The sequence below is a fragment of the Variovorax sp. PAMC28562 genome (genome assembly GCF_014303735.1).
In the GTDB taxonomy this organism is placed as follows: domain Bacteria; phylum Pseudomonadota; class Gammaproteobacteria; order Burkholderiales; family Burkholderiaceae_C; genus Variovorax.
Genome location: NZ_CP060296.1, coordinates 2,110,174 through 2,122,742, shown reverse-complemented (window position 1 = coordinate 2,122,742; position 12,569 = coordinate 2,110,174). Strand labels below are relative to the sequence as shown.

The 12,569-nt window shown below is 61.2% G+C and carries 12 protein-coding genes; 4 read left to right on the top strand and 8 right to left on the bottom strand.

Annotated features, from left to right (window positions below; all coding sequences use genetic code 11):
• Both H7F36_RS09975 and H7F36_RS09970 read right to left on the bottom strand, forming a co-directional pair.
• Window positions 1-618 carry a PilN domain-containing protein gene (locus tag H7F36_RS09975; RefSeq protein WP_187054517.1) on the bottom strand — a complete coding sequence of 206 codons (618 nt, stop codon included), beginning with the start codon at window positions 616-618 and terminating at the stop codon, window positions 1-3.
• On the bottom strand, window positions 615-1,694 hold the full coding sequence (locus H7F36_RS09970; RefSeq protein ID WP_187054894.1) for a pilus assembly protein PilM: 1,080 nt from the start codon (window positions 1,692-1,694) through the stop codon (window positions 615-617). Before H7F36_RS09970 ends, H7F36_RS09975 begins: the two co-directional genes overlap by 4 nt.
• Window positions 1,695-1,925: 231 nt before the next feature.
• On the opposite strand from H7F36_RS09970, the gene H7F36_RS09965 reads away from it, so the two are divergent.
• The gene (locus H7F36_RS09965) at window positions 1,926-4,331 is read left to right on the top strand and encodes a penicillin-binding protein 1A (RefSeq protein WP_187054516.1); all 2,406 of its coding nucleotides are present in this window, start codon (window positions 1,926-1,928) and stop codon (window positions 4,329-4,331) included.
• Window positions 4,332-4,353: 22 nt separating this feature from the next.
• Here the strand turns inward: H7F36_RS09965 and cyaY are convergent, their stop codons facing one another.
• On the bottom strand, window positions 4,354-4,686 hold the full coding sequence (gene cyaY, locus H7F36_RS09960; protein ID WP_187054515.1) for an iron donor protein CyaY: 333 nt from the start codon (window positions 4,684-4,686) through the stop codon (window positions 4,354-4,356).
• Window positions 4,687-4,698: 12 nt separating this feature from the next.
• Here cyaY and lptM point away from each other — a divergent pair, with 12 nt between their 5' ends.
• Both lptM and lysA read left to right on the top strand, forming a co-directional pair.
• A complete protein-coding gene (gene lptM / locus H7F36_RS22455; RefSeq protein ID WP_410003074.1) occupies window positions 4,699-5,049 on the top strand; it encodes an LPS translocon maturation chaperone LptM in 351 nt (116 codons plus the stop codon).
• An 80-nt stretch (window positions 5,050-5,129) separates the two neighbouring features.
• Complete coding sequence (gene lysA, locus H7F36_RS09950) at window positions 5,130-6,350, top strand: diaminopimelate decarboxylase (RefSeq protein WP_261802565.1); 1,221 nt, start codon at window positions 5,130-5,132, stop codon at window positions 6,348-6,350.
• Here lysA and H7F36_RS09945 read toward each other — a convergent pair.
• The 4 genes from H7F36_RS09945 to H7F36_RS09930 form a co-directional block, all read right to left on the bottom strand.
• Entirely contained in the window at window positions 6,317-7,006 is a 690-nt protein-coding gene (locus tag H7F36_RS09945; protein WP_187054513.1) for a sulfite oxidase heme-binding subunit YedZ, read from the bottom strand. The two genes, lysA and H7F36_RS09945, sit on opposite strands and share 34 nt — an antisense overlap.
• Window positions 7,007-7,008: 2 nt before the next feature.
• The gene (gene msrP / locus H7F36_RS09940) at window positions 7,009-8,001 is read right to left on the bottom strand and encodes a protein-methionine-sulfoxide reductase catalytic subunit MsrP (RefSeq protein WP_187054512.1); all 993 of its coding nucleotides are present in this window, start codon (window positions 7,999-8,001) and stop codon (window positions 7,009-7,011) included.
• A gap of 104 nt (window positions 8,002-8,105) precedes the next feature.
• On the bottom strand, window positions 8,106-9,422 hold the full coding sequence (ccsB, locus tag H7F36_RS09935; protein WP_187054511.1) for a c-type cytochrome biogenesis protein CcsB: 1,317 nt from the start codon (window positions 9,420-9,422) through the stop codon (window positions 8,106-8,108).
• A gap of 26 nt (window positions 9,423-9,448) precedes the next feature.
• Window positions 9,449-11,659, bottom strand: a complete 2,211-nt coding sequence (locus H7F36_RS09930; protein WP_187054510.1) for a cytochrome c biogenesis protein ResB — start codon at window positions 11,657-11,659, stop codon at window positions 9,449-9,451.
• Here H7F36_RS09930 and H7F36_RS09925 point away from each other — a divergent pair.
• The gene (locus H7F36_RS09925; protein WP_187054509.1) at window positions 11,658-11,822 is read left to right on the top strand and encodes a hypothetical protein; all 165 of its coding nucleotides are present in this window, start codon (window positions 11,658-11,660) and stop codon (window positions 11,820-11,822) included. The two genes, H7F36_RS09930 and H7F36_RS09925, sit on opposite strands and share 2 nt — an antisense overlap.
• Window positions 11,823-11,857: 35 nt before the next feature.
• Here H7F36_RS09925 and H7F36_RS09920 read toward each other — a convergent pair whose 3' ends face one another.
• Window positions 11,858-12,502, bottom strand: a complete 645-nt coding sequence (locus H7F36_RS09920; protein ID WP_187054508.1) for a c-type cytochrome — start codon at window positions 12,500-12,502, stop codon at window positions 11,858-11,860.
• Between the last annotated feature and the right edge of the window lie 67 nt (window positions 12,503-12,569).

Sequence of the window (12,569 nt, the reverse complement as noted above, 5' to 3'; positions counted from 1 at the left end):
CTACCCCTTTGCAGCGGCCGATGCCGCTGGTGCGCCAGGTGCGCCCTTTTCCACATCGGTCGGTCGCTTGACGCCGATGCGCATGGTGAAGTTAGCCACCCGACGCTGGTCGCGCGGCGTCAGGTTGACGCTGGCGGACGTGATTTCGACCAGTTCCGGCTTGACAAGCCAGGGGCTGTTGTTGCCCAGGTTGCGCAGCAGTTCAGAGACGCGTTCGTTCGACTGCGCCATGCCTTGCAACGTCACCGTCTGGTTGTCCTGCTTCATGCTGGTGAGATAAACCCCATCCGGTAACTGGCGCACCAATTCGTTGAGCAGATGCACCGGCAGATTGCGATCGCCCTGCAAATCTTCCACGGCGGTCTGCCGCGCGCGCAGTGCTGCGATTTCAGATTGGAGCGTCGAGATTTCCTTGATCTCGCTTTCGAGCTTGGTGATCTCGGAGTGAAGATACGTGTTCTTGGACTGCTGACCCGAAATTTGCGTTTGGTACCAAACGTAGGCGCCGCCGGCAAGCAGCACGCCGAGCAAAGCAGCTGCGCCCAGCGAGGCGTAAAAGGTCTCTTTCCGGCGTTTGCGAGCCGCTTCGCGGTGCGGAAGCAGGTTGATCAAAATCACTGCAGGAACCTCCGCATCGCCAAACCGCAAGAAGTCAGGTAGGAGGGCGCTTCACGACGCACCTTCTTCTCCCTGATATTTGCGCCGATTTCCATGCCGTCGAAGGGATTGACCAACGAACATGCAAACGAAGTTTGACGGGTGACGGCACTGGTCAAGCCGGGCAAAGCAGCCGAACCGCCGGCCAAAAGTACGTAGTCGACACGGTTGTGCGGCGTACTGGTGAAAAAGAATTGGAGCGCCCGCGCAATTTCCTGCGCAATGCTGGCCACGAACGGCCGGAGCACGCCGGAACCGTAGTCGTCAGGCAGATCGCCGCTGCGCTTTTTGGTTTCAGCCTCTTCTGCCGAAAAACCGTATTGCCGCACGATCAATTGAGTGAGTTGAGCGCCGCCGAAGGCCTGATCCCGGTCATACAGCACTTCCTGATTCCGAAGCACCTGCATGCTGGTAGTGAACGCGCCGACTTCGAACAGCGCGACGACGGCGTCCCGGCCTTGGCCCGGCAACTGCTCGATCAACCTTGCAGTTGCAAGGCGAGAAGCATAAGACTCGACATCCAGGATCATCGCTTTCAGGCCGGCAGCTTCTGCCAGACCCTGACGGTCCTGGACCTTTTCCTTGCGGGATGCCGCTATGAGCACCTCGACGTCTCCCGTGGAGTTGGCGCTCTGCCCCATCACGCAGAAGTCAAGACTAACTTCGTCTAGGGAAAAGGGAATGTATTGGTTGGCTTCGGACTCGACCTGCAGTTCGAGTTCCTGCTCGCTCATACCGCCCGGAAGCACGATCTTCTTGGTGATCACGGCAGAAGGCGGCAAAGCCAGTGCGACGTTTTTAGTGCGGGTGCCACTTTTGCGGACCACGCGACGCACGGCTTCAGCAACTTCGTCGAACTTCTCGACGTTGCCGTCGGTGATCCATCCGCGTTCCAGCGGTTCTATGGCGCAACGTTCCAGCACCAGTTTCCCGGTGGCATCGCGACCGAGTTCTACCAGCTTGACGCTGGACGAACTAACGTCCAAGCCGAGCAATGGCGCAGGCTGCCGGCGAAAAAGCGATCCCAAGTCGGTCAAGTTACGGTCCTGTCGGTTGTAACGATTGGAAATATTTGCGAGTGGTTGCATGCTATCAGCAACAATCACCGGCAACAAAGCTGAAGAAGGTGTAGAGCGCGCATCCGTTGTCAAAAGGTCACGAGACCTGCAACAAAGGTCACGAATTTTCGCGGCCGACTTTATGCGCGTTGGCGCTTTCAATACGGCGCATTTCACTTTTTATAATGCGCGGTGACTCCATCCCGCTCAATGCCCGACTCAACACGCCCCGACGGCCCCCGCAAGCCCGCTCCACCCCCTGAAAGGTCGGTATGGCTGACCTGGCTTTTGCGGATCATTTTCTGGACATTGGGGCTTGCTGTTGCCGCCGTGGTGTCGATTCTGTGTGTGATCGCCGTCGCGTTGGCGGTGGCATATCCCAACCTTCCAGACATTTCCGAGCTCTCTGACTATCGACCCAAGTTGCCGCTGAGAGTCTTCTCTTCGGAAGGCACGCTGATCGGCGAATTCGGCGAAGAACGCCGGAACCTTACCCCGATCGCCACCATCCCGAAGGTGATGAAAGACGCAGTCCTCGCGGCTGAAGATGCCCGCTTCTATGAACATGGCGGCGTCGACTACAAGGGCGTGGTTCGCGCAGGGCTGGCCAACGTCAACCGCGTGAAAAGCCAGGGCGCCTCCACGATCACGATGCAGGTGGCGCGCAACGTGTACTTGAGCTCGGAAAAGACGCTCACCCGCAAGATCTATGAGATCTTGCTGACCTTCAAGCTCGAGCACATGCTGAGCAAGGACCAGATATTCGAGATCTATCTGAACCAGATCTATCTGGGCAACCGCGCCTACGGCTTCGCGGCCGCCTCGGAGGCTTACTTCGGCAAGCCGCTGCAAGATATTTCTATCGCGCAGGCCGCCATGCTGGCAGGGTTACCCAAGGCGCCGGGCGCCAACAATCCCGTCAACAATCCGTCTCGCGCGCGCGGCCGACAGCTGTACGTGATCGACCGCATGCAGGAAGCAGGCTTCATCACGGTCGACCAGGCGGCAGTGGCAAAGAAAGAAGACCTCCAGCTTCGCGACGGCCAGGACACGAACCGGCTGCACGCTGAATATGTGGCCGAGACCGTGCGTCAGCTGATGTATGCGCAATACGGAGACAGCACCTACACACGCGGCCTCAAGGTCTACACCTCGCTCGTGGCCGCCGACCAGGCAGCCGCTTACAAAGCGCTGCGCAAAGGCATCATGGATTTCGAACGCCGCCAGATCTACCGCGGCCCCGAGAAATTCGTCGACTTGCCGGCCGACCCGAAGGAATTCGACGAAGCTATCGACGACGCGCTGAGCGACCATCCGGACAACGGCGACTTGCTTTCGGTGGTCGTGCTCAAAGCTTCGCCGAAAGAAGTCAATGCGGTGCGCGCCGATGGCGAGGCGGTTCAGATCACCGGCGAAGGCCTGAAGCTGCCGCAATCCGGACTGTCCGACAAGGCACCCCCCAACATCAAGATCCGCCGTGGTGCAGTGATCCGTGTTGCCAAGACACCGAAGAACACTTGGGAAATCACCCAGCTGCCAGAGGTCGAAGGCGCGTTCGTCGCGCTCGATCCGCGCGATGGCGCGATCAAGGCGATGGTCGGGGGCTTCGACTTCAACAAGAACAAGTTCAACCACGTCACCCAGGCATGGCGACAGCCGGGCTCCAGCTTCAAGCCCTTCATCTACTCGGCGGCGCTCGAAAAAGGCTTCTCGCCGGCGACCGTCATCAACGACGCCCCGCTCTTCTTCGATGCCGGCACCACAGGCGGTCAACCGTGGGAGCCCAAGAACTACGACGGCGGCTTCGAAGGGCCGATGTCGATGCGCCGGGCGCTGATGAAGTCGAAGAATCTGGTCTCGATCCGCATCCTGCAGTCGATTGGCACTCACTATGCGCAAGACTGGATCACCAACTTCGGCTTCGACCGCGAAAAGCATCCGGCTTATTTGCCGATGGCGCTCGGTGCCGGTTCGGTCACACCGATGCAGATGGCGACGGCCTATTCGGTGTTCGCCAATGGCGGCTATCGTGTCAACCCGTATCTCGTGACCCGAGTCACCGATCACAAGGACAAGGTGCTCGTCGAAAAGCAGCCGCCGCTGTTAAACGAAACCATCCGCGCAATTCCTCAGCGCAATGCCTGGATGATCGACAGCCTGCTGCAGTCAGTGGCCAGCGGCGGGACCGCGGCCAAGGCACAGGCGACGCTCAAGCGCACCGACATTTATGGCAAGACCGGTACCACCAACGATTCGCTCGATGCCTGGTTTGCCGGCTTCCAACCGACCATGGCAGCCATTGCCTGGATGGGTTACGACACGCCCCGCAAGCTCGGCGACCGCGAGACGGGCGGCGGGCTGAGTCTGCCGATCTGGATCTCGTATATGGAGACTGCCCTCAAGGGCGTCCCGGTAGCCGAGTTGCCCCCGCCATCGGGCGTGGTCAACGTCGGTGGCGAGTGGTACTTCGACGACTACGCGCCAGGCCGTGGTGTGGCGAGCCTGGGTCTGGACACGGCGCCGGTGGTGCCAGCCGAGGCGCTCACCGGTGCGCCCGTTGCGCCGACGCCGCCACCCGAAGAGCGCAATCGAATCCTGGATCTGTTCCGGAACTAGGCTGGCTTCGTTCGATCGGCAGTTAGTCGGCGGTGAACTCGAGCGGCAACCCCGCTTGCGTGCTGGCTTCTTCTGAAAATTGCGAGAACAACTCTCTGCCGGTCTTGGTGTCGACCCAAGCCGCGCCATCGTGACGATAGTGGTAACCGCCCGACCGCGCCGCGAGCCAGATCTCTTTCAACGGCGCTTGCAGGTTCACGATCAACTGGCTTGCGTTGGGAAAAGTGATCGTGATCATTCCCCCGACACGCTGATTGTCGATGTCCGCATCGGTCGCGTCGTTGATACGATCGCAGGCTTGCTCGATGGCGGCGAGCGCGGATTCAGCGTGGTCCAGGTATTCGAGGTCGGTCATTACAATTTCGCCATGTTGAATGTTCTCCAAATTCTAGTGAGCGACCACCGCCGCGACCTGCACAGGGTCTGCAGAGGTCGCCATACGGTTCGCACGTCGATGCTTGCTGCTGTATTGTGCGCGGCGTCACTCGTCGTACTGAGCGGCTGCGGTCAGCGCGGACCGCTCTATCTTTCCAAGGATGCGGCAGCCAAGGATCGCGCAACCCTGCCCGACCTTCTGACGCCACGCTTGCCTGGCGCAACGGATGCCCCGATTGCAACGCCGGCAGCGCCCGGCACCGAGGCAACTCCGGGCGGAACCGGAACACGAGCCATGACGACTCCGCCCGGAACGCCTGAAACAAGCGGGACCACCAAGTGACGGCAGAGCTCCAGGAACCCGCGACGCTTCCAGGCCATCCCCACATCGCGCGACGAGACGACACACTGCAAATTGAGGCCATGTCGCTCGCTGCGCTGGCGCGCGAACACGGCACGCCTCTTTTCGTCTATTCGAAGCAGTGGATGCTCGATGCGCTCGGCGCTTATCAACGCGGCTTCGACGGCAGGGACGCGCTGATCTGTTATGCGATGAAGGCCAATTCGTCGCTCGGCGTGCTGCGCGTCTTTGCCGAAGCCGGTTGTGGCTTCGACATCGTGTCGGGCGGTGAGCTCTCGCGTGCACTCGCGGTCGGTGCCGATCCGGCCCGCATCATTTTTTCCGGCGTCGGCAAGACACGCGCAGAGATGAAGCAGGCGCTGGACGCCGGCATCGGTTGCTTCAACGTTGAAAGCGAAGCCGAACTCGACGTGTTGGACGAAGTGGCATCGACCAGCAACCAACGAGCCCGCATCAGCATTCGCATCAACCCGAACGTCGACCCCAAGACGCATCCGTATATCTCTACGGGTCTCAAGGGGAACAAGTTCGGCATCGCGCACGACCGTGCACTGCACGCATACCGCCATGCGGCGAAGCTGCCAGGACTGGACGTCGTAGGAATCGATTGCCACATCGGGTCGCAGATCACCGAGATGTCTCCTTACCTGGATGCGTGCGAACGCATCCTCGATCTGGTCGAAGCCATCGAAGCCGCGGGCGTACCAATCCATCATCTTGACTTCGGTGGTGGCTTGGGCATCGACTACAACGGAGAGGTGCCACCGGCTGCCGATGCGCTGTGGAAGCAGTTGCTGGCCCGGCTCGATGCGCGCGGTTTCGGCAATCGCAAGCTGATCATCGAACCCGGTCGTTCACTGGTGGGCAACGCCGGGGTGTGCGTGACAGAAGTGCTCTACGTCAAGCCGGGTGAAGACAAGAACTTCTGCATCATCGACGCGGCGATGAATGACCTGCCGCGTCCTGCGATGTACCAGGCCTTTCAGAATATCGTGCCGCTGCAGATGCGATCTGGTGGATCGGATGACGGGACGATTTACGACGTGGTCGGTCCGATCTGCGAAAGCGGCGACTGGATCGGCCGGGACCGCTCGCTCAATGTGCAAGCCGGCGATCTGCTCGCAGTGCTCTCTTCAGGCGCGTATTGCATGAGCATGTCGAGCAACTACAACACGCGAGGCCGCGCCGCCGAAGTGATGGTCAGCGGCGACCGAGCCACATTGATCCGCCGTCGCGAAACGCTCGAGGATCAGCTCCGCAGCGAGCTTCCCCGCGAAGGCTGAGGACGCACCACCGGTGACGATTGCATCTTCTTTTTCTTGCTGAAAAAGTGCCAGACGCGCCATCCGAGGAGTGCTGCGACGATGGCGGCGTAGACGAACACGTCGTTGAAATTGTTCTTGCCCGCACGCATCCAGAAGAAGTGCAGCAGCCCGAGCCCGGCGATTACATAAACCAGCTTGTGCAGCATCTGCCAGCGCTTGGCGCCCATCGCCTTGATAGCCCGATTGAACGATGTTGCCGCGAGTGGCGTGAGCAGCACGAAGGCCGCAAAGCCCACCAGAATAAACGGCCGCTTGGCAATGTCTTTCGCGATGTCTGCAATGTCGAAACCCATGTCGAACCAGCTGTAACTCAGCAGGTGAAACACGACGTAGAAGTAGGCAAAGAGCCCGAGCATGCGGCGGAATCGTGCCAAGCCGCTCAGCTTGGTCATCACACGCAGTGGCGTGACCGCCAGCACGATGCAGACAAAGCGCAGCGTCCAGTCGCCCGCCGCACGGATCAGGAATTCCGCCGGATTGGCGCCAAGTCCGTCGGTGAAAGCACCGTAGCCCAGCCGAATAAATGGCAGCAGGCAGACCAGAAAGATGATCGGCTTTGCGGCCTTGTGCAGCAACAGCTTGTTGAGCACGAGCACGGGCCCGGACGTTGCCATGGCTAGTAGAACTTCTTCAAGTCCATGCCGGCGTAGAGCTGGCCGACCTGTGCTTCATAGCCATTGAACATTTCCGTCTTGCGACGCTTGGCGAACAAGCCGTCGCCGATGCGTCGCTCGGTGGCCTGACTCCAGCGCGGATGGTCGACGCTCGGATTCACGTTCGAATAAAAGCCGTATTCGTTTGCCGCCGACTTATTCCAGGCAGTACTCGGCTCTTTTTCGACAAAGCGGATCTTGACGATCGACTTGGCCGACTTGAAGCCGTACTTCCATGGCACGACGATGCGCACCGGCGCACCGTTCTGGTTCGGCAGCACTTCCCCATACATGCCGAAGGCCAGCAGCGTAAGGGGGTGCATTGCCTCGTCCATTCGCAGCCCTTCGGCGTATGGCCAATCGAGAATGCGCGAGCCGACGAATGGCATCGTCTTCGGGTCATTTAGCGTCACGAACTCGACGTACTTCGCATTGCTTTGCGGCTCGACCTTCTTGATGAGTTCGGCCAGCGAGTAGCCGACCCATGGGATCACCATCGACCAGCCTTCGACGCAGCGCAGGCGGTAGATGCGCTCTTCCTGCGCGCTCATCTTGATGAGGTCTTCGATGCCGTACTTGCCGGGCTTTTTGACCAGGCCTTCGACCTCCACCGTCCACGGATGGGTCTTGAGCGTGCCGGCGTTCTTTGCAGGATCGGCCTTGTCCGTGCCGAACTCGTAGTAGTTGTTGTACGTGGTGGCGTCTTTGTAGTCGCTCACCTTTTCGGTCGACATCGCCCCCACCACGGCAGATTTTCCGCCAAGCAGTTTGGCAAGCTTACCGGGACCGGCCGTTTGCGCCATCGCTTCGCGCGAAGCCCAACCGGCCAGTGCCGCACCAGCGGCGCCGCCAGCCATCAGCTTCAAGAGGTCGCGCCGGCCCTCGTAGATGCTGCGTGGGGTGATCTCGCTGGAAGACGAGTGAATGAAGCCATCTTGACGTGAACCGATCGACATGGAAACCTTTCGCGGAATCGTTGTTGCAAAAGTTAGTTCGTGCACGACCCTGCTTTGGTTACGCGCAAGTCGCTCGCCCGGATTCGATGGACGCTGAATCGACCCTACAACGTCCCGTAGCTGTGCAACCCGCTCAGGAACATGTTGACGCCCAGGAACGCGAAGGTGGTCACCGCCAGGCCACCCAACGCCCACCAGGCCGCCACAGTGCCGCGCAAACCCTTGACGAGCCGCATGTGCAGCCAGGCCGCGTAGTTGAGCCAGACGATCAGCGCCCAGGTTTCCTTGGGGTCCCAACTCCAGTAGCCGCCCCAGGCGTCCGCCGCCCACAGCGCGCCGAGCACCGTCGCGATCGTAAAGAAGGCGAAGCCCACGGTGATGGACTTGTACATGACATCGTCCAGCACCTCGTTCGACGGCAACCGTGCAGCGATGCGCTTGCGACCCAACAGAATGCCCGCGGCGATCAGTGCCGAGATACCCGCATACACCACCCAGTAACTGCCGCCGGCTTCCTGCACACGCTGGCGAAACGCCACAGGCACGAAGCAGAGCGCCACACCCAGCAGCCAGATGGGCGTGAGCTTGTACCAGCGTTTTTCCTGCGCTTGTTCCTTGATGAGGTAGGCAAAGGCGACCATCGCGGCCAGCGAGAAAGTGCCGTAGCCGATGAAGTTGGCGGGCACGTGCAGCTTCATCCACCAGCTTTGCAGCGCCGGCACCAGCGGCTGGATCTCATGTGCGCCTTTGACCAGCGTGTACCAGAGCAGAAAGCCGACCGCCGCACTGACCACCAGCATCACGAAGGCGCCCATCGAGCGGGTCTTGTAGGTCGATTCGAAGTAGAGATAAAAGCTGGTCGTCAGCCAGCTGAACAGCACGAACACCTCGTACAGGTTGCTGACCGGGATGTGGCCGATGTCGGGGCCGAGCAGGTGGCTCTCGTACCAGCGCACCATCGTGCCGATCAGCGCCATGGTGACGCCGGCCCATGCAATGCGCGAGCCGATGAGTTCGAGTGCGTTGCCTTGACGTCCACCGAACAAGCCGAGCCAGTAAAAGGTCGTGCTCATGAAGAACAGCACGCTCATCCACAGGATGGCCGACTGGCTCGACAGGAAGTACTTGAGCCAGAACACCGAATCGGCACGCCCGAGGTCGCCCTGGTACGAGCTGATCGCCAACAGCGACGCGAAGGCCACAACCAGGGCCAACACCCGCAGCGGCCGCCAGAACCAGCCGAGCGACACGCCGGCGACCATGGCGGCCAGCAGGATGGGCTTTTCGTAATAGTCCATCGAGGCGCCGTAGCGCGTGAACGCAAAGAGCCCGCCGGCCAGCACCAGCGCGGCAAACACCCAGTCGAAGGTGTCGCGGCGCGACCGCCAGCTGTCGTTGAGAGTGAGGGTCGTCGTAGTCATGCGCTTTGTCCTGGATACCCGCGTTGTCAGGGAGTCTGGGGGGAGTCTGGGGAAACTGGAGAAACCGGATTCTGCTTCGAGAAGGCCAGCAACTTGTGCTTCAGATGCTCGAACTCACGGTCGCTGTCGAGCGTTTTGCGGTTCACCGAAAAGGCCATCGATGCGTCGGTGCCCGACACCACGTCACCCTCGGCGCGCTTCGGCGAAAGCCAGATCCAGAGCCGACGCTCGCGCACGTACAGCATCGCAAAAATGCCGGTGATGAGCAACAGGCAGCCGAGATAGACCACGTTCTTGCCCGGCGCACGCGCTACCTGGAACACGCTGGCCTGCACCTGCTTGAAGTCCGTCATCATCATCGCGACCGGTGCCGGATAGAAGTGCGCGTCGCTGATCGCCAGCACCGATTGCGTCAGGAAAGCCTGCGACTTGTCATCGGGCGGCAAGGCAGCGAGGCCCGCCGTTTCGCGGCTCAGGTTGAGCACCTCGAACAGCACGTCGTTCAGGATGCGTACCAGCACCGCGCCGGCCCGCTCGCGCTCGGCCTTCGGCACATTGACCTCCATGAACTCGGCGATGGCCTGCCAGCCGCCGGCGCTCACTGCGTCGGAGCGTGCTCGTTCAGCGCCAGAGAACAGGGCCAGCGCACGCGTCGCCGAGGTACGCAGCTGCTCGCCGAGTTCTGGCCGCTTCGGATCGGCGGCGCGCGCGATGTAGCGATCGATGGCGCGGGCCCGCAGGGCCGGGTCGGCCAGCGCGCTGCGCATGCGCACGAAACCATCCATCGAGCCTTGATCGTCGGCCGGCACGCGCAGGTAACGGAACTGGTCTTCGGGCCGTTCGCGCATGCCGAGCAAGAACACCGGCTGGCCGTCGCCGGTGTCGACCGGGATCATGTAGTTCTGGTACTCGCGTGCCTGCCCCGCTGCGTCGCGCAGCTTGTAACCGATGCTCGGGCCGATGTTGCGCAGCGTCTTGGGCTTGTCGGTTTTGTTCGCGGCACCCAGGCGCGACTCGAAATCGTGCCGAAGGTCGACCTTGCGCACGTCGACCGCGCCGTTGGCCTGCGGGTCGGCAAAGTTCTCGACGTTGATGACCCGCAGCGCAGCGAACTCGAGCGTGAGCTTGTCGGCCCCGTTGGTGATGGCGACAGACGGCCCGCCGATCACGCCTTCGACCTCGAAAGGCTTGGCGGCGGCCGCCATCGGCACCGCCTTGAGCTTTACGCTCGATCCGCCGTCGTCGAAGCTCGACTGGTAGATCTCGACGCCCTTGTAGCTCGCCGGGTGGTTCACTTCGATGCGCGCCGGCGTCTCCTTGCCGGTTTCGCGGTCGTGCAGCACCACCTCGCTGGCAAAGAGCTTGGGCATGCCGGTCGAGTAGTAGTCGACGATGAACTTCTTGAGCTCGATCGAGAACGGCAGCTCTTGCAACAACACACCGTCGGACTGGTTCAGGATCGCGACGCTCGATCGGCCGCCCTCGGGCACCAGGATGTTGCCGCGAAAGGTCGGATTGCTGGCAGACAGGCGATGCTCTGGCGCGACGTCGGCGATCATGCCGCCGCCGGCGAACACGCTCTTGCCGTTGAACCAGGTCTGCGCACGCACCACGAGGTCGCCATCGAGCAGGCCCCCAAGGCATATCAAGACGATGGCGCTGTGGGCCGCGATGTAGCCGAGCTTATGGGCGCCGCCGGCGCGCGCAGCGACCATCCAGCCTGAAGCATCCGGCGAGCCGTTGGCGGCGCTCACCGACAAGTCCCGCCGCTGCAGCTTCACCTTCCAGCCGCCGCCCGCAAGCAACTGCCCGATGCGATTGGCTGCGGCCTCCGGCGTTTCAGCCAGCACCGTCTCGGCGCGCTGGCCGAAAGCCTTCAGGCTCTGCGCGCGGATGTCTTCCTTGAAAGTCTTGAGGTCGGCCGCGATACGCGGCGTGTTGCGCCCGATGCACAACGACGTGCTGATCACCAGAAAAAGCAGGATCAGTAAAAACCACCAAGCGCTGTAAATCGAATCGAGCTTGGCGGTATGAAAAAGCTCGGACCAAAACGGGCCGAACTGGTTGATGTAGTTGCCGATCGGTTCGTGTTGCTTCAGCACCGTGCCGATGATCGATGCGATGCAGATGATGGTCAGCAACGAGATCGCGAACCGCATCGACGAAAACAGTTCCACCGCCGCGCGAAGCGATTGCGGGCCGCGACGAACACGAAGACCGTGGGTGGAGATAGACATGAAAGCAAAAAAGCGGGCCATCCCCCTGGATAAGCCCGCCTGTTGGTCTGATTTATTGGCGGTTAGTTCAAAAACGACTACTGCGTTTCATGCGCTTCTGTTCGTGAAGCACCGCGGAACCGGCTTCGCCGGGCCGCTGGTGCTGCCCCCGGTCAGGGGGTGACCGGCTACACGCAGTGAGCCAACCTGGGGGCAAGTTCAGCGCAATCCGGCAATGTAATCAGACACAGCCTTGATCTCGCGGTCGTTAAGCTTGGCAGCGACACCCGTCATCTGGATACTGTTCGTGCGGACGTTATCGCGAAACATGGTGAGTTCGGTCGCGATGTAGTCGGCGTGCTGGCCTCCGAGCCGCGGGTACTGTGCGGGAATACCCGCACCATCGGGACTGTGGCAACCGGCGCAAGCTGGAATCTGGCGATCGGCGATGCCGCCGCGATAGATCTTTTCTCCAAGTGCGACCGTTGCCTTGTCTTTCGCGAAGCCTGGCTTCATTTTTATGGAGCCCATGAACCACGCGATGTCACGCATTTCATCGTCGCTCAACGTGGCGGCCATTCCCTGCATGACCGCGTTCTTGCGCTTGCCGGCCTTGAACTCGACCAACTGCTTGTACAAATACTCCGGGTGTTGTTGCGCCAGCTTGGGGTTGGCCGGCACCGCCGAGTTACCGTCCGCGTTATGGCACGAAGCGCAGGCCTTGGCAGCGAACGCCGCCTCGCCTTTGACCAGATCCGGCTTGGCTGGCTTGGCCGGCGCGGCCGCGGGCTCATCTGCAGCGAAGCTCGAACTGACGGCGATGCCCAGGAGGGCTGCAAGCAGAAAATGGGCAACAAACTTCATATCAGGGGCTCGAATTTATGGCGCAAAACGCCGCGATTCTACAATGGCGCCCCGTTCCGAAAGCCTA

Bases quoted from the DNA above. Each gene is read 5' to 3' on its own strand.
- ccsB (WP_187054511.1), bottom strand. From the start codon at position 9,422: ATGACTACGACGACCCTCACTCTCAACGACAGCTGGCGGTCGCGCCGC.
- H7F36_RS09930 (WP_187054510.1), bottom strand. From the start codon at position 11,659: ATGTCTATCTCCACCCACGGTCTTCGTGTTCGTCGCGGCCCGCAATCG.
- cyaY (WP_187054515.1), bottom strand. From the start codon at position 4,686: ATGACCGACCTCGAATACCTGGACCACGCTGAATCCGCGCTCGCCGCC.
- H7F36_RS09920 (WP_187054508.1), bottom strand. From the start codon at position 12,502: ATGAAGTTTGTTGCCCATTTTCTGCTTGCAGCCCTCCTGGGCATCGCC.
- H7F36_RS09945 (WP_187054513.1), bottom strand. From the start codon at position 7,006: ATGGCAACGTCCGGGCCCGTGCTCGTGCTCAACAAGCTGTTGCTGCAC.
- msrP (WP_187054512.1), bottom strand. From the start codon at position 8,001: ATGTCGATCGGTTCACGTCAAGATGGCTTCATTCACTCGTCTTCCAGC.
- H7F36_RS09925 (WP_187054509.1), top strand. From the start codon at position 11,658: ATGAAAGCAAAAAAGCGGGCCATCCCCCTGGATAAGCCCGCCTGTTGG.
- H7F36_RS09965 (WP_187054516.1), top strand. From the start codon at position 1,926: ATGCCCGACTCAACACGCCCCGACGGCCCCCGCAAGCCCGCTCCACCC.
- lptM (WP_410003074.1), top strand. From the start codon at position 4,699: ATGTTGAATGTTCTCCAAATTCTAGTGAGCGACCACCGCCGCGACCTG.
- lysA (WP_261802565.1), top strand. From the start codon at position 5,130: ATGTCGCTCGCTGCGCTGGCGCGCGAACACGGCACGCCTCTTTTCGTC.